Annotated in this window: 17 protein-coding genes; 5 read left to right on the top strand and 12 right to left on the bottom strand. The window is 64.3% G+C overall.

The window, feature by feature from the left end:
* Positions 1-11: 11 nt before the first annotated feature.
* A complete protein-coding gene (locus AC5WS7_RS32960) occupies positions 12-263 on the bottom strand; it encodes a hypothetical protein (protein ID WP_495958522.1) in 252 nt (83 codons plus the stop codon).
* Entirely contained in the window at positions 260-523 is a 264-nt protein-coding gene (locus AC5WS7_RS32955; protein WP_495958647.1) for a hypothetical protein, read from the bottom strand. The genes AC5WS7_RS32960 and AC5WS7_RS32955 overlap by 4 nt, the downstream gene beginning before the upstream one ends.
* Here AC5WS7_RS32955 and AC5WS7_RS32950 point away from each other — a divergent pair.
* Both AC5WS7_RS32950 and AC5WS7_RS32945 read left to right on the top strand, forming a co-directional pair.
* On the top strand, positions 477-1,976 hold the full coding sequence (locus AC5WS7_RS32950) for a helix-turn-helix domain-containing protein (RefSeq protein ID WP_495958521.1): 1,500 nt from the start codon (positions 477-479) through the stop codon (positions 1,974-1,976). The two genes, AC5WS7_RS32955 and AC5WS7_RS32950, sit on opposite strands and share 47 nt — an antisense overlap.
* A 10-nt stretch (positions 1,977-1,986) precedes the next feature.
* Positions 1,987-2,325: a DUF397 domain-containing protein gene (locus AC5WS7_RS32945; RefSeq protein WP_495958520.1), complete on the top strand. Its 339-nt coding sequence runs from the start codon at positions 1,987-1,989 to the stop codon at positions 2,323-2,325.
* A gap of 45 nt (positions 2,326-2,370) precedes the next feature.
* Here the strand turns inward: AC5WS7_RS32945 and AC5WS7_RS32940 are convergent, their stop codons facing one another.
* The 9 genes from AC5WS7_RS32940 to AC5WS7_RS32900 form a co-directional block, all read right to left on the bottom strand.
* Complete coding sequence (locus AC5WS7_RS32940; protein WP_495958519.1) at positions 2,371-3,012, bottom strand: NUDIX hydrolase; 642 nt, start codon at positions 3,010-3,012, stop codon at positions 2,371-2,373.
* Between the two features lie 102 nt (positions 3,013-3,114).
* Positions 3,115-3,567: a GNAT family N-acetyltransferase gene (locus AC5WS7_RS32935; RefSeq protein ID WP_495958518.1), complete on the bottom strand. Its 453-nt coding sequence runs from the start codon at positions 3,565-3,567 to the stop codon at positions 3,115-3,117.
* A gap of 247 nt (positions 3,568-3,814) precedes the next feature.
* Positions 3,815-4,498: a ribulose-phosphate 3-epimerase gene (locus tag AC5WS7_RS32930; RefSeq protein ID WP_495958517.1), complete on the bottom strand. Its 684-nt coding sequence runs from the start codon at positions 4,496-4,498 to the stop codon at positions 3,815-3,817.
* On the bottom strand, positions 4,495-5,610 hold the full coding sequence (locus AC5WS7_RS32925) for a DegT/DnrJ/EryC1/StrS family aminotransferase (RefSeq protein WP_495958516.1): 1,116 nt from the start codon (positions 5,608-5,610) through the stop codon (positions 4,495-4,497). Before AC5WS7_RS32925 ends, AC5WS7_RS32930 begins: the two co-directional genes overlap by 4 nt.
* The gene (locus AC5WS7_RS32920) at positions 5,607-6,689 is read right to left on the bottom strand and encodes a hypothetical protein (protein ID WP_495958515.1); all 1,083 of its coding nucleotides are present in this window, start codon (positions 6,687-6,689) and stop codon (positions 5,607-5,609) included. Before AC5WS7_RS32920 ends, AC5WS7_RS32925 begins: the two co-directional genes overlap by 4 nt.
* Complete coding sequence (locus tag AC5WS7_RS32915) at positions 6,686-7,801, bottom strand: MDR/zinc-dependent alcohol dehydrogenase-like family protein (protein WP_495958514.1); 1,116 nt, start codon at positions 7,799-7,801, stop codon at positions 6,686-6,688. Before AC5WS7_RS32915 ends, AC5WS7_RS32920 begins: the two co-directional genes overlap by 4 nt.
* Positions 7,798-8,934 (bottom strand): sedoheptulose 7-phosphate cyclase, encoded by a 1,137-nt coding sequence (locus tag AC5WS7_RS32910; RefSeq protein WP_495958513.1) that lies wholly within the window; start codon positions 8,932-8,934, stop codon positions 7,798-7,800. Before AC5WS7_RS32910 ends, AC5WS7_RS32915 begins: the two co-directional genes overlap by 4 nt.
* Before the next feature lies 1 nt (position 8,935).
* Positions 8,936-10,048: an ROK family protein gene (locus tag AC5WS7_RS32905; RefSeq protein WP_495958512.1), complete on the bottom strand. Its 1,113-nt coding sequence runs from the start codon at positions 10,046-10,048 to the stop codon at positions 8,936-8,938.
* The gene (locus AC5WS7_RS32900) at positions 10,008-10,700 is read right to left on the bottom strand and encodes a 6-phosphogluconolactonase (protein ID WP_495958511.1); all 693 of its coding nucleotides are present in this window, start codon (positions 10,698-10,700) and stop codon (positions 10,008-10,010) included. The genes AC5WS7_RS32905 and AC5WS7_RS32900 overlap by 41 nt, the downstream gene beginning before the upstream one ends.
* 399 nt (positions 10,701-11,099) lie before the next feature.
* On the opposite strand from AC5WS7_RS32900, the gene AC5WS7_RS32895 reads away from it, so the two are divergent.
* The 3 genes from AC5WS7_RS32895 to AC5WS7_RS32885 all read left to right on the top strand — a co-directional run bounded on the left by AC5WS7_RS32895 (position 11,100) and on the right by AC5WS7_RS32885 (position 14,656).
* A complete protein-coding gene (locus tag AC5WS7_RS32895; protein ID WP_495958510.1) occupies positions 11,100-12,224 on the top strand; it encodes a helix-turn-helix domain-containing protein in 1,125 nt (374 codons plus the stop codon).
* Between the two features lie 22 nt (positions 12,225-12,246).
* Complete coding sequence (locus tag AC5WS7_RS32890) at positions 12,247-13,179, top strand: inositol monophosphatase family protein (protein ID WP_495958509.1); 933 nt, start codon at positions 12,247-12,249, stop codon at positions 13,177-13,179.
* Between the two features lie 163 nt (positions 13,180-13,342).
* Positions 13,343-14,656 carry an NsdA family TPR-like regulatory protein gene (locus AC5WS7_RS32885; protein WP_495958508.1) on the top strand — a complete coding sequence of 438 codons (1,314 nt, stop codon included), beginning with the start codon at positions 13,343-13,345 and terminating at the stop codon, positions 14,654-14,656.
* A 39-nt stretch (positions 14,657-14,695) separates the two neighbouring features.
* On the opposite strand, the gene AC5WS7_RS32880 is transcribed toward AC5WS7_RS32885, so the two are convergent.
* Entirely contained in the window at positions 14,696-15,736 is a 1,041-nt protein-coding gene (locus AC5WS7_RS32880) for an NAD-dependent epimerase/dehydratase family protein (RefSeq protein WP_495958507.1), read from the bottom strand.
* Positions 15,737-15,741 lie beyond the last annotated feature (5 nt).

Genomic DNA, 15,741 nt, shown 5'->3' with positions numbered 1-15,741 from the left:
CTGCCAGCGGGCTACAGGAGTTCCACTGGCGTGGACGGCGGCTCGCGGTCGAGGGTTTCGGGTCCCGGAGCAGGCCACAGGCCACCGCACGGCAGCGCTCGGTGTTCAGGGCGGATGTCGGTGTCCACCCGCACGGTCACGGTGCCGGACGCGGTCAGCTCGGCCGCGACAGCCAGGACCTGTTCAGCAGGGCCGTGGTAGTCCAGATGCAACGGGCCCGAATCCACGTGTAGATGCCGACGCGGCGAGGGCAGTCCGGTCACGACTCATCCCCCACAACGCGACCCCACGGGCTCAGCGTCCACACCTCCACCGCGCCGCGCAGCAGCGGCAACCAATCACCCAGATGCCGCGCGTCGGGCACAGCAACCGCGACACCGAACGCCAACAGCGCGAACAACATTGGATAGTCGGAGTCATCCTCAACGATCAGAATCGAATCAAGCGCGGCCCCGAGCACGCGCGCCAACCGGCAGATGTCCTGCATATCACCCTCGGGATTCTTGGAGATGTCCGTGCGCACGATCCCTTGCAACCGCACCGGCGGCGTACGTGGCAAAACGTGGTTCACCGTGCGTTCCGATCGATCGGAGTGCAGGGCTCGACATGGCGGGCTCCGCTGTGCGGCAATGGGTTTCGACTGCTCGGTCGCGACGACAACCTGTTGTCGGCCGAGTCGTCGACACCCTCGGCGAGGGGCAAGTTGGCCACGGCAGCGATCTGCGTGCCGCAAAGCCTGGCGGTTCGGTGAGGTACGTTGTGCCGCCGATGGTTCCAATCGTGGCTGGTCCGCCAGTGGGCCACGCCTGGTGCGCGTGGAAGCCGTATCCGTGGTCGTGTCAGGTCGATTGCGGGAGTCCGGCCGCGTGGGCACGGCGTCCTGCCGCCGACCGTGGCGGATGTGTGCCGAGCATGAGGTATCTGCCGTAGCGGTGTGCGCCCCATCGTTCCTCGATTCCTTTTCGGAAAGACCCGAAGCAATCAGTAGTTCGATGTGTTGTGTCGATCACACGCTACGCGTAGTTGTTACAACTAGGCAATACGTCTGGCGAATAATCTGTAGGACCGTGTGCTGTAGGGTGTTGGCGGCCTCTTCCAGCGGAAGGATCACCATGGCAACAACGTCGTCAGCGGTCGCGAACTGGGAATTGATGCTTCGGCTTCGCGCTCGCGCCGAGGAGCGCGGCATGAAGACCGCTGCGATCGCAACGGCGCTGGACGTCACTCAGCAGTACTGGTCCGCGCTGACCAGAGGCCGTGGCAACCTCAGCGAAGACAAGCTGAAAATCCTGATGCACCTGCTCGAACTCGACGCCGGCGAGCAGTCCGAGCTGCTCGCATTGCGGGAGGTCGCCAAGACACGCAGCGCGTTCGCGGAGTTCTCCGCCTTGTTCAACGAACAATTGGTGCGGTTCTACGGCTTGGAGGCAGGCGCGCAAACCATCCGGAGTTTCGAGAACGGCGTCGTTCCCGGGCTGTTGCAGACCGAGGACTACATTCGGGTTCTGATGAACGCCAGCGTCACCACCGGTCGGCCCACCGAGGTGGAGCAACGCGTCAAAGCCCGCCTGCAACGACAGGTCCGGCTCGATGAGCCCGAGCCGCTGGAACTGAGGGTGGTGATGGGTCAGGCCGCGTTGATGTACGAGGTCGGCGGACCGGACGTGCATCGAGAACAGCTTCGGCACCTCATCGAACTCGCCGAACAGCACCGGGGCACGCTCGACCTCCGTGTGATCCCCTTCGAAGCGGGCGGCGCGATCGCCAGCCTCAACTCGGCCACGTTCCATCTGCTGGACTTCGAAAGCGCGCGCCTGCCGACCGTGGGATGGGTCGAATCGGCCGCGTATGGCGAACTCGTCGAGGATCCCAAACGAGTCACCGCACTGGACTACCTGTACAACCAAATTCAGTCGATCGCCCTGGAACAGGAGCCATCGCTGGAGCTGATCGATCGAATCGCAAGTCGGAGATAAGGTTAGAACTGTGAACGGCACCTTCTTCAAATCCACCTTCAGCGGTGGCGACCAGACCTGCGTCGAGGTCGCCCACACGCGTAACGCCGTGCTCATCCGTGACAGCAAGTACACCGGCCCCGCCCAGGCCCAGCCGATCATCACCGTTCCAGCCGAACACTGGCAGGCGGTCCTGGACCTCGCCCTGAACCATGAATCCGGCACGCTGAACCATGTGCTGGCCATCAACGTCAGCACCGACGGAAGCGCCACACTCACCGCCCCCCGCGGCGAGCAGTTGGCCTACGACGCTCAGGAGTGGGACGCCTTCACCAAAGGGATCGCGGACGGACAGTTCGACCGCCGCTGACTTGCCCCAGCCCTCCGTCGCACCGCAGTGGGGCGGGCTCAGGGACTAGTCGAAAACGGTCGGTAGTTGCGGTGCGGTCCAGTGCTCGTGGAGGGTCCGGATCTGGCTTTCGAGTACGCGGGTTTTGGAGAGTTCGGGGAGTTTGTCGATGGGGAACCAGTCGACCTCCATGGTTTCGATAGGGCTTGGCTCCCCGTGTGATTCGACGTCGCAGAGGAAGAACATCTTGTACACGTGGTACGGAAACACCGGCTCGTGCTTCTGTACGTCGCGATCCAGGACAGCGACGAGTTTGGTAGCACGGACGGTGAGCCCGGACTCTTCCTGCACCTCGCGTTCGATCGCTTCCGACGGCGGTTCCAGGATGTCGCACCAGCCGCCGGGCAGTGTCCATTGTTCGTCGCTGCGGTCACGGATGAGCAGGACCCGCCCGGTGTCGTCGAAGACCCCGCCGCGCACATCGACCTTGGGTGTCATGTAGCCCTCTTCGAGGGCCACGATCTTGTCCAGCTCCGCGGGTGTGCCCTTGCTGATCATGGCGAGTAGTTCGGTGGCTATCGACTGGGTCTGCTCGTAGCGTTGCCGGTCGAAAACGTCGGTGCTGAACACCAGCCCGTTGTTGGCGATAGACGCCAGAGTCAGCGCGTGGTGACGGATTTGCTCTTCGAGGGTTGGTGAAGCATCCATTCGGGGTCCTTTTCGAGTGGCTCACGGGCGAGCGCAGTTCAAAAGCTGGCGGGCTTCGGCGCGGCGCGTGGGCCGCCGTCGGCGATTCGCCATGTGTTGCCCCTACAGTCGTTCGTTCTGGTCGGGGCGGGCGGGGGTGATGCGGTAGGTCGTTGTGTGGCGTGGCGCGAAGCCGAGGTTGCGGTACAAGGTGTTCGCCGCGGTCTTCTCCGGCGCCGAGGTGAGGTCAATTGTTCGCGCCCCGCGTTGTGTGGCGAAGTCGATCGCGGTGGCGGTCAACGCTTTTCCTACGCCGCGTCCGCGTGTGGTGTCGTCGACGACCACGTCTTCGATACGAGCTCGCAGGCCGGTGGGAATGGTGTACGTGACGAGCGTGAGCATGCCAGCGATGGCGCTGTCGGTCCGGGCAATCAGCAGCTGAGTGCTGGGCTCGGCCACGACCGCCTCAAGCCGTTCACGGGTCAGCGAGGGCGCAGACGTCGACAGTTGGGGTAGCAGGGCGGCGAGAGCCGCCAGTATCTCGCCGCTCACCTGTGTCACGATCTCGACCGCCACGGGTCCGGGGTCCTCGGGCACGAGGGGCAATTCCTTCCTTCACACAGTTCGGTTGGCTTCTGGAGATCTGAAAGCCCTTGACGCACAAAGATATCCATCGTGCGGCAACCGCCCCGTGGTCGCGGGGCGAGCACCGGGGATCGGCTCGGCTGTCCAGCCTAGCCGGGCAGTGCACCGGTCCGGGACGATCGCCGGTCCCCGGCTTGTTGCAGGGGTTGGAATACGTGCCAGGGCGGTCGCGTTGCGGCTACGCGCCCGCGTCGGGCAGTGCCGGGCTGGCGGCGTGGGCCAGGGCATTGATTGCGCCGTTGATGGTGTCGTGTGGGGAGGCGAAGATGGCGCTGGCGGCGACCAGGGTGTCGATCCCAGCGTCGATCACCTGGGGGGCGGTACTGGGTGTGATGCCGCCGTCGGCGATGAGTTCCACGGTGTCGAGGTACTTTTCGGTGAGCTGGGCCCGAAGGTCGCGGACTTTATCCGGGACAGCGGTGTCGAAGGTGCTGGTGCCGGGTTTGCTGGTCATGAGAATGATGAAGTCGAGCCGGGCGAGGTAGGGGTCGAGGTGCTCGATGCCGTGTTCGGGGTTGAGCACGAGTCCTTTTCGGAGCCCTGCGGTTTGCAGCGCATCGAGTGCAGCGGTGATGTCGGTAGCGGCGTCAACGTGCATCGAGACGCGGTCGACTCCAATCCGGATGAGATCGTCGATGTGGCGTTCGGGGTGCAGGGTTTGCAGATGTACGTCGAGTTGGATCGGGGTGTGGGCGCGAATGGCAGCCAGGGTCCGTAGGCCGAAGCTGATGTCGTTGGTGTAGTGCCCGTCCATGACGTCCAGGTGCAGATATGGTGCGGCGCTGTGCTCCACGCGGTCGATCGCGCTGCGCAGGTCCAGCGGGTCGGCTCCCAGCAGGGCTGGGGCTACGAAGATGTTCATGCGTGGGTCTCCTGGTCGGTGATGGTCTGGTGCAGGCTGGCGCAGACGTGGCTGATGTCTTCTGCGGTGAGGTCCGGGCGGATCGGCAGGCACAGCGTGTGAGCAGCCTGGTGATCGGTGTGGGGAAACGCCATCTCGAAGCCACAGTGCGCGAAGGCGGGTTGCCGGTGGATCGGTGTCGGGTAGCGCACGACCGCGTCGATGCCATCGGCCCGCAACCGGTGCAGCACCACGTCTCGGTGTGGGAGCGCGATCTGCAGGAGGTGATACACGTGATCACCCGATGGCGTGGGCGGTGCGGGAGCACGAACCCCTATGCGGTGCAGTGCTTTCGAGTAGTGAGCGGCGATGTGTTTGCGCTGGGTGTTCCAGTGGTCCAGGTGGTCGAGTTTGGCGTCGAGCACGATGGCTTGGAGCGTGTCGAGCTTGGAGTTGACTCCGAGTGCGATGTGGTTGTTCTGGCCGTCTTGGCCGAGGCCACGCAGGATCTTCACGGTGTGGGCGATCTGTGGGTCGCTGGTGACTACGGCACCGGCGTCTCCTGCGGCGCCGAGGTTCTTGCTGGGGTGGAAGCTGAAGGCGGCCACGACACCGAAGGTCCCAACTCGCTGGCCTGCCCAGGTCGCGCCCGCAGCTTGCGCACAATCTTCCACGACGGCGACATGGTGCCGACTCGCGATCCTGGTGAGTTTGTCCATGTCGAGGGAGCGGCCGAACAGGTGCACCGCGAGGATCGCCCGGGTTCGGGGACCGCACGCCGCGTCGGCAGCGGTCAGGTCCATGAGGTAGGTGTCGGGTTCGCAATCGACGAGCACAGGTGTGGCCCCGACTGTGGTGATGGCAAGGACGGTGGCGTGGAAGGTGTTTGCCACGGTGATGACCTCGTCGCCGGGGCCGATGCCCAGGGCGGTGAGCGCCAGGACCAACGCATCGGTGCCGGAGTTGACCCCGATCGCGTATCGGGTGCCGAGGTAGGTCGCGAAGCGGTGTTCGAAGCGTGCCACTATGTCGTCCAGGATGTAGGTCCCTTCGACCAGGGCTCGGCCGATGCGCTCGGTGACGGCAGGCAGATCGTCGAATTGGCTGCGGTAGTTGTATCGAGGCACTTTCACAGCGACTTTTCCGAATTCGGTGGGCGGATGTGCACGAGCGTTTTGCCCAGCACACCTCGGTCGGCGTGAGTGGTGAGATAGTCCGCGGCAGCCTGCAGAGTGAGGGCACCGGTGGTGAGGCGTTGCACGCTGAGCGCAAGCGACCACTGCCCGGGTCCGGGGTGTTCGGTCAGCAGCGACAGAGCGTCGAGGAAGTCCCGCCGGAGCGCGCCGTAGGTACCGGCGAAGGTCAACGGTTTGGTTCCACTGGTCACCGGGTGCGTGAGTTGTTCGCGGCGCACCTGGTCGATGTCGGTCCCGCCGAGGGTGGTGGCGGGCTGTGTTCCGGCGAACAGGATCAATAGCCCGCTCGGTTCCAGGAGCCTGATACCGGCGGCCAGGTGCTCCGGTGTCGCGGCGGCGGTCGCCAGAACGACGCGCTGGTATCGCGAGCTGTCAGGGTGGGGCTGCAGGATACGGCGGGGCAGGACGTTACGGGCGTTGAGGAACTCGATCCGCTCAGGGTGGGGGTTGATCAGCGTGCAGCGGTGGCCTTGCGCGGTGAGCACGGCGCAGATCAATGTGCCGGCCATGCCCGCGCCGAGCACTGCGATCGGGCCTTGCGGGTCTATGCCGACCTCGGCGGTGACCTGATGCAGGCGCGACGCGCAGTGCACGGCGCAGGCGAGGGGCTCGGTGAACACCGCGATCGGATCGTCCAGGCCCGCCGGGACGGGGACCAACGCTGCTGCCAGTTGACCGGAGTCGCCGGTGAGTTCGACCAGTTCGGCGAATCCGGAGGTGCGTCGGGTCAGGATGGGATGTGGATCGAACACGGCGGTGCAGCCTTCGAGCGCCTTCAACGGTGTAGGGGCGGATTGGACGGTGCCGACCAATTCGTGGCCGAAGTCCCTGCGCCCGAACCGCGTACCGGTAATCTCCCGCAGATCGGACCGACATATTCCGGCCACGCGCGGAGCGAAAATCACTGTGCCTAGCTGATCCTCATCGTTATTCGGTCGCGTTTCGGCGGTGGCGAGGAACGCTGCTCGGTTGCTGTGCTCGATGCGCAGATACCTGATTGTGCTCGTGGTGGTCATGGAAGCTCCTGGAGCAGATCCGCCACGGTGGTGTCGAGGTCGACAGCGCGCGACCGCTGCGGCATAACCAGATCGACCACGATTTTGGCGTACTCGCCGCGGCTCCTGTCGCGCCGAGCCATCGCCGGGATGTCGTTCGCTGCCTCGGAGAGGGAAATCACTTGTGTCACAAGCTTTCCGTACTGTACAGGCGCAGTGATCAGGTGCTGCTGGGCCGCGTGCAGGTGCGCGGGGGACGTTCCTCGATGACCGGTGATCCGTAGTTGTTTTCCTGTGCTGGTGATCGCGTCGATGTGCCGGGGGTCCTGAGTTTTACCGCACGCGTTCATGCGGCGCACGCCATCGAGCGGGATGTGTGGAAGTGCTGGATGGGTTGGGCCAGTGGGGATTCCGCCGAACAGGTCCAGCACACCACCGACAGTCAGGGTGTAGGTGGCTTGTTCGATCGCCTGCCACGCCGCCTCGCGCGGCAGGCAGAGGACCGCGCCTTGGGCGCTGTCGGGCCGGGAGAAGTCGGCCAGCTCGGCGGAGTTCAGCACTCCGAGGGCCGCGATGAAGTCGAGCCTGTCCCGGCGTGGATGGATCAGGTGCATCCGGTATCCGAGGTTCTCGCCCAGGATCGTCATCAGCAGTGCGGCGCAACCGCCCCCGAAGATCGCCACCGATGCCATCGGCGGCAGGTGAGGGCGCATCAACTCCCAGGCATAGAGGGCTGTGGCGGTTGGTTCGACCAGCGCGCCGAGATCGACCGGTAAGCACTCTTGGGCGGGCACCACGCAGCGAGACGGGACGGTGTTGGCGATGAAGTCCTGCAGGATCCCGTCGTAGCTGTGCCCCAGGACGATGTCCTGGTCGTGCGGGTCGACGGGATTGAAGATCTCGCAACACTGTGCGGTGCCATCGTCGTCGAAACGCACGGCGATTCCTTCATGGCCGAGGACCGCAGCCTTGTCTGGTCGAATCTGCCGCTGGATTTGCAGGTCGGTACCGCACACCCCCGCACGCAGGATGCGCCGCAACGGCCCGTCGCCTGAATGATGGTGGATCGAACTCCGTTGGAGGCGAAGGTCGGTGCCCGTGCGGACGAGGGCGCGGTTGTCGATCGTGGTCATGCGCACCGCAATTCGCACAGGTCGGTGTGAAGACGGCGTAGCTCCTGAGCCGCAGTGATCACTTCCTTGAGGGAAATGTCCTGGGCGAATATGGCGGTGCCGATCGTGGTGAGCAGGGGGATGTTCTGGTTGCCGTCGCGGTGGCGGATGGAGTCGGCCAAGCCGGCGGCCAGGATGTCCTCAGTGATGCACGCGTGGCTCAACGGCAGCCCGACCCGGGTCAGGAGCGTGACTATCCTGGTGAAGCAGTCCTTGTCGATGAGGGCCCGGTGCAAGGACACCAGGCACGAGAGGGCGATGTCGATCGCGACGGCTTCGCCGTGATATAGCCTCGGCTTGGCTGCAAGCTCGAACGCTGGGCTGAAGGTGTGTCCGAAATCGGGCAGCCGCGCGAGGTTCTGCTCCCATAGATTCGGTTCGAGCTCTTCGAGCATCGCGGTGATCGCAGCGTCGATGATCGGACCGCTGACCGCGCTGTGGGTGCCGAAACCGCGCGGTGTGGTCCACCGGTGCTCGATCCGGTCGAACAGACCGCTGTCCTTGACCAGCGCGATCTTCAGGATTTCGGCCATACCGTTGGATATCTGACGGTCGGGAAGGGTGGTCAAGAAGCCGGGGTCCACAATCGTGTCGGTGGCCGCGAAATACGTGCCCAGCCGGTTCTTACGGCCGTTGAAGTTGATCCCGGTCTTGACCCCGACGGCCGCGTCGACCATCCCGAGCAGTGTGGTCGGTACCCGGATGTACGGCACGCCGCGCCGGTAGATACTCGCAGCGAAGCCGACCACGTCGGTCAAGACTCCACCGCCGATTGCGACCACCGCGTCGCGGCGGCGGCTGAGGCCGAACTTGTCGTATTCGCGGATGATCCGCCCCACTGTGTCGGAGTTCTTGCTCCGCTCGGTCGTCTCGATCGGAACCACCGTGCAGGCAGTGGTGTAGTTGTCGAAGTAGCCGATGATCGGGTCGCCGAACAGGCTCATGACGGTCGAATCCACGAACACCAGCGTGCGCCGTGTACCGATGCCGACCGCGTCGGCCAAGTCGCTGTTATCGGGATCCAGGCAGTGGTGGGTGCGCCGGATCTGGTACGAAACGGGTTGTGTCGCACCGATAGCCCATATGCGGTCCATGTCATCGACTCCTATCCCCGGCTGGGAGTGACTGTTTGCGAGCGAACAATCCGGCACCGCGCAACGGTTCGAAACCGTCGGAGTCCCACCGGGAAATCCGGTCCCGAAAGATGCTGGGCTGATATACGGAAACGAGATACAGCCCGTCGGACTCCAGCCTCCGATACAAGCTGTTCATGTAGTGATCGCCGAGCGTGTCGACGACACCGCCGGATAGGAAGACCCGCTCGACACGAGGATCGACCGCCAGCACATACAACAGCGCCCGCGCCAGCGGCGCGGTCACCGCGTCCAGAAACGACACCGCCGACGGGTTGTCCGCCGCTATCGCATCACGCAGCATCGGCAAACGGGACGCTCCCTCGTCGCCGGTGGCCTCGCCTAGATCGAGGATGCCCGCGAACTGCGCCAGCATCGCTTCGATCGCATGGCCTGCCGCGATCGCCGATACATGCCCGGTAGCCCCGCAATGACACAACGGCGGCTCCACGCCCAGGGGGGCGGGTGTGAGCGCAGGCAGATGCCCGATCTCCCCTTGCATCCCGTGTTGACGATCCAGCAGCACCTCGCCACTGCGCACATCGATTGTCCGAGCACCGATTCCGCTGCTCACAGTGACCGCGGTGAGTGCACGCAGATCGCTCCGGGCAACCCGCTCGTTCGCACAGATCGCCAGGGCCAGGCAGGTGACATCATTGGCTACCCACCAGCGCAAGCTCGGCTCGGCCGAGGCCAGCACCGCACGCAGGTCGTAGGGGTCGGTGTTGTCACCCCACATCGGTGCACTCGCCAGGACCTGGCCGGAATGACCGTTGATCGCCGCGCCCAGGGAGATCCCGACATCCCGGATCGCGGGCTGCTGAGCCGCGAGCTGGCGAGCCCTGTCGAGCAGGAACTGCACCATCAACTCACGAAGGGTGGCCGCGTTGCTGCCCGTACGCGCCTTGGTCACCGCAGCCTGACGCTGCCACTCGGCGAAGGTGCCATCAGGCGTCAGAATTGCCGAGCGCCACCAGGTTCCGCCGAGGTCGAACACGATCACCGACTCGCCGTTGTACATCATCATCCGCGCCTCAACCTCGCTCCGGCCGAGCCGCGACATCGGCGAATACATATCCATCCTCGCCGAGGACAACAGCGGCCGGCACCCGCACACTGGTCTTTGCCGGGGCCAGGACCGAGGTCAATGCGGCCCGCTTGCTGATACCAGTCGCCAACAGGACTCGTGTCGGGATCGCCCGCAAATACTCGAGGCCCAGGCTGATCCTCTGCTCCCCGTGATAGGTGCTCCTCACGACCGACGCCCGCGAGTCCGAATCCAGAGTGTGACTGAATATCGAGGCGGTGTGCCCGTCGGTGCCCAGGCCCAGGACGGCGATGTCCGGTACTCCGCCAGGGCGAACAGCAGCAAGCCGCCCGGCATATGCGATAGCCGCGCGATCCCCGTCTCCGCACATCGGCACCGGATGCCATCGAGCCTGGCACCGTCGATCTCCGAGCCCGAACGCCGTCTCGATCAGCGCTGCCGACCGCTGCCGGGCCTCGGGAATCACCCGCTCGTCGGTCTGCACGAAATGCACTCGCGACCAGTCGATATCGAGCGACCGCAGCGCGCTGTACGTCGCGATCGGCGTGGAACCGCCAGCCAGTGCAACAACGCACTCACCGGACACACCGATCACTGACTCGATTCGCTTCGCAATCAATGTCGCGGCAGCAGCGGCAACACTGTCTGGGGTGTCGCAGAACCTGCATGTGACTGGCATTATCCCTCCCGAACAAAGTTCAAAAATCACCTACGCGAAGAACATTCGAGGCGCGAGAAGCGCAAGCCCAAGAGCCGCAACATGTACCAGCCCGCGCCCTCGAATCGCACGGGCCGGATCTACCGCAGCGGCGGCGATTCGCCGAGTACGGATTCGCTGTCGTTGGCCTCTCTGACTACCTCGCAGCCTTCCGAAAATACGGTCGCACGCGTGTCGGCTCGTGACACCTGCACGACGGTTCGACAACCGCCCGATTGATGGGTAGCGCTGAACTGGCATTCTTCGCCAAACAACGGCCTTGCCCATCGTGATGGGTAACCTGAGAGCCGTGACAGTTCCGGGTACGCAGAACTGGGGCGGGTGGAAGTCCGGTCGAGGCAACACAATTCGACCTCGCCGATGAACCAGCCCACAACCCCGCAGGCGCGCGGCCGGGAGATGGCCGCGGCGGGCAAAAAGCTTTGGACCACACTGGGTTCGGTGACACGGGCCGCGACCGAGCTGATGGCGCGGTATCCGGATGTGCCTAGCCTGCAGGCGCACCGCTACGCGGCCGGGCTGTCCCAGGACCAGGCCGCCGAGCGCTACAACGAGGTCACCGGCAACCAGACGACCCTCGGCGGCACCTCGATCAACGCCTGGGAAGCCTGGGCACGCGGCCGAGGCCGCGGCTCGCCCCCATCGCTGTCCAGCGTGCTGATCCTGTGCACCGCTTACGGTCGCGGCCCCTTGGGCGTCGCCGAAGAAACGATCCCGCCGACCACTTTGATCGCTGAAGCCTACGAACGACTTCCGATCGAAGACCAGCTGTCCCTGAGACAGATGACCGCAGATCCCCACCCCGACAGCCCATCTGGTGCATCTCCACTCGGTCCCCCAGGGGCCGGCATACACCCAACCGTCGGGAACATGTCGGCCAGGCGACCCGGCGAGGAGTTCATCCTTTCGGTTCCTACCATCGAGTACGGCAACCCCGACATCAGCGTCTTCACCTTGCCCAACCCGCATCCGGGCCAGCTCCTCGACCTGACCTGGGAAACGTTCGGCTACGGCGTGGAACAACTCTCGATACAGATCAAAAACGTCGGCCGCCGCCTCGACGTGGACGTATGCTTCGGCGTGAACGAGGCCGGACTAGTGATGGCGACCTTCCTCGCATCCTCACGCTTCTCCCGCTGCAACATCGGCTACCTACGCTGCAACAAAATCCGTGACGGCATCGACCTGGACGACGCCTCATTCTTCCCGCCCGCCCGAGACACACCGACCATCGTCATCTGCGATTTCGAAGTCAAACACGCCGACGTCATCGGGTACCTCACCCAGCAACTCCGTGCCCGATATCGCAAGGCGGAACTCTACTTCGCCGTCTTCGGGGCAATGACCAAAAACCGCGACCTGAAAGTGGACAGTTTCGACGACCTGACCGGAGCGAAAATCATGCGTGACGCTGGCCTAGAAGCTATATTCATCGCCGCCACCATGAGCCCGCCGGGCATCGAACCACCATTGGAACTGCGATGACTCCACCGAAAGGCGGCACCTGGTGACCACCTCAGCCACGAACACCGAACTCGCACACCGCATCGCCGAGCTCGTGCGCGACATGATCGTGGACATTCGGCCCCGCCTCATCGACGCCGCGCTCACCGGCCGCCGTGCCGAAAACGAGAACCCGCGCCACCAGGACAACTTCCTTTCCGACTACGACCTGTGGATGCACCGCCGCTACAAAGAGCTGCTGGTCCAGATCATTCCCTCATTCATCTACGCCTCCGAGGAAGCAGACCCCGAGATCATCGGCCAAGAGCCAGATCCCGACCTGTGCGTGCTGGTCGATCCTCTCGACACCAGCGAACTCGCCGTCCGCAGCCTCTATGGCTATACCCACATCCTGGTCTACTCCCGTACTCTGGCGCGGCCGGTCGTGGCCGTGGTCGGCGACATCTTCCACCACATTCAGATCTACCTCGCCGCCAGAGACGAGGACGGAAACGACCGCGCCGAGATGATCACCGCCAACCGCACCCAGCACCCCCTCGAACACCCCTCAGACGCATCATTGCCGGAGGCGCTGGTCACCAACTACCTCATGCGGCCACTCCAACGATTCGAGCCTCTGACGCAACAGCACGAGTTCTTCGAAGCGCTCGGAGCGCCGTCCGATGGCGGAAAAGCGAAGGGGCGCATCGGGGTTGACTTCGGCTCGATCGGTTTATGCCACGTCGCAGCCGGATTCACCGACGCCATGGTCGAATTCGCTAAAGGCTTCGCCATCTGGGACCTCTCACCCGGGCACTACATCCTGCACGCCGCAGGCGGAACAGTCACAGATCTCCGCGGAACACCGATCCCACTGGACTACGGTCTGAACTCGCTACCCGAGATCAACGAGGCCATGAACGGTCGCAAGAAATTCATCGCGGCCGGAAACCGCAGCCTCGCAAACGAAATCCAACAAGTCCTCCGCTGGCGCTGAAGGTCAGCGGCCTCTTCGGCCCTCAGCCCTAGGTCCCGGCGCAACACTTCTCGGGGCCGGAAAGTCCCGGCCGCTGTCCCTGCATGACAGGCGTAGGTGGTTGTGGACAGGTTTGTCGTGATGGGTTGCAATAGTTTGATGCCGTTGGTGGGTGGAGGTTGGGATGCAGCGTGATCCGTATACCCGTTTGGAGCAGCTCGTCCGGGACCGGGGGATGTCGGTGCCGGAGTTCCAGCGCGAGTTCAGGCGACAAGCCCTACGCCTCGGTGAGAACTTGTCGGTGTCGCGCAGTCAAGCCATACGCTGGTTGAGTGGAAAAGGATCGCCACGCTTGGCGGCGCAGAAGGTCCTGGAAGAATGGACCGGTGAGTCGGTACAGCGATTGTTCGGATCACCGATGGCCCCGGTGCCGTCGGCGCGTGGGGTTGAGTCACAGTGGATGGCTGGTTTGGAGCGTGTGGTGAGTGCGGCGAGGGAGTCGGTGGCCCATGCAATGGCTGCAGCAGCAGCTCTGGATCCGTCAGCGCTCGAGCATTTGCGTGCGGCTGCCGATGATTGCGCACGGGCGTATTACGTGAAGTCGGCGTTGGAGATGCTGACCGATCTGGTGTCGTTGCGCGACACGGTCTATGCCGTGTTGGACCGCACCCGTAAACCGGCTCAGCAGGCCGAACTCTATTTGATCGCGGGCCAGGTCTGCGGTCTGTTGTCGAGTGTGTCGTGGGATCTGGGACTTCAAAATGCGGCGGAAGGCCAGGCGAGGGCGGCGCACACGTATGGGAGTTTGATCGACCACTTGTCGGTGCAGGCGTGGGCGCGTGCGTTGCAGTCGACGGTTGCATTCTGGGCCGGAAACACCGGCCGGGCAATCGATTTGGCTGCTGATGGGTTAGCGAATGCCCCAGCGGGGACTGCACGGGTTCGGCTGCACAGCGTGCACGCGCGTGCCTTGGCGATGACGGGGGCAACCGAGAATGTGCGTAGCGAATTGGAGCAGGCGGCCGATGAGCTCGGCCGCGCTGGTGACGATGAGTTCCTCGACCGGGTGGGCGGCGAGCTGGCGTTCGACGTCGCTCGGCGGGGATTGTGCGCCGGAGCTGCGTACGTTCGACTCGGAGACGGGCGGCAGGCCGAGCGTGAAGCACAGAACGCTGTCGACTTGTTCGCAGCTGTTCCGGCGGATCGGCGGTGGACTGGTGGAGCATTGAGCGCGCAAGTCGATCTCGGCTCGGCCAGGACCTTGCGCGGCGACCTGGCAGGTGCACGAGAAGCATTGACGCCAGTGCTGAATCTGGCTCCTGGGCAGTGCACTGAGGCGATCGCGCAGCGGCTCGACGCACTTGGGGATGTCCTGGGTAGCGCGTCCCGCTACCGTACGGCTGTCGAGGCACGGAACCTTCGTAGCGAGATCCAAGAGTTCACCACCGCAACTGCGTCAGGGAGAGCCGCTCTTCGCGCTCTCGCGCCGCCCATGTAGTCGTACTCGGGCCGAGACTTGCGCTGCGGGGAAGTGCTGCTACGCGCCGCAATGGTCGAGTTGGTAGGCGTCCCACAAGCCGAGGATCCCCTGTTCGCGTTCGGGCGAGATTCCCAGCTCATCGGCTCGTTCATGAGTCACGCTCGCGCCGCCGTTAGTGAGCCATGACCAGGTGTCGGCGACGGTGTCGCGCAGCGGGCGGCACTGGAGGCCAGCGGTACGAGCGCGCGTCGAATCGACCGCCCATGTGCCGGGATAGATTCGCCACAACGGCAGCTCGGTCCATTGCGTAATGTGCTGGGCGGCAAGCCATTCCTCGTCGGTGATCCATTCCAGCCGTCCGCGTCGGCCAGTCACGTCGAGGCACGCAGTGAGCAGGTCTCCCATCGTCTCACGTCGTGTTCCGGCAACGTTGAATATGCCGGTCGGGCCCGTGGCGGTGTGCAGGGTGAAATCAGCGGCGTCGCGGACATCGATCGGCTGGACCGGGCGTTGTGGGGAGCCAGGAGCTAGGATTCGTCCGCCTCTTTGGGCTCGCCGGAGCCACCATTCTGTGCGTCCGACATATTCACGCGGGCCCAGGATGACTCCGGGTCGCAGGATGGTGGATCGCCGATCGCCGAAGGTGTCGAGTACTGCTCGCTCGCAACCGGCCTTGCCGAAGCCGTACGTGGACGGCCCGGGATCGCCGTCGTAGCCAAAGCCGGGGCCGGCATCGGCGGGGCATTCGAGGATCTCCGATTGCTCGTTCAGTGGTTCGGTCGGCCAGCCTCGATACACCGATACGGTTGAGACCAGTACGTATCGTGAAGCAACCGGTTCGAGGGCGCGGGCTACAGCAAGGGTGTCGCGGGGCACGTAACTCGACGTGTCGATCACCGCGTCGAAGTCTCCGGCGCGGGCCAGGCGCGCGAGGTCGCCGGCATCTGTGCGGTCGCCTCGAATGATGGTGACTCCCTCGGCGTCGCTGCCGGTGTGGCCACGACGGAAGGTCACTACGTCCCAACTTCTTGTTACTGCGTGGTCGGCAATCGTACGGCCGAGGAACCAACTTCCGCCCAAGATAAGAATCCGCGTCACCCACA

This window comes from Nocardia sp. PLKS1-43 (assembly GCF_059510335.1).
This window is presented reverse-complemented; position numbering and strand designations above follow the sequence as displayed.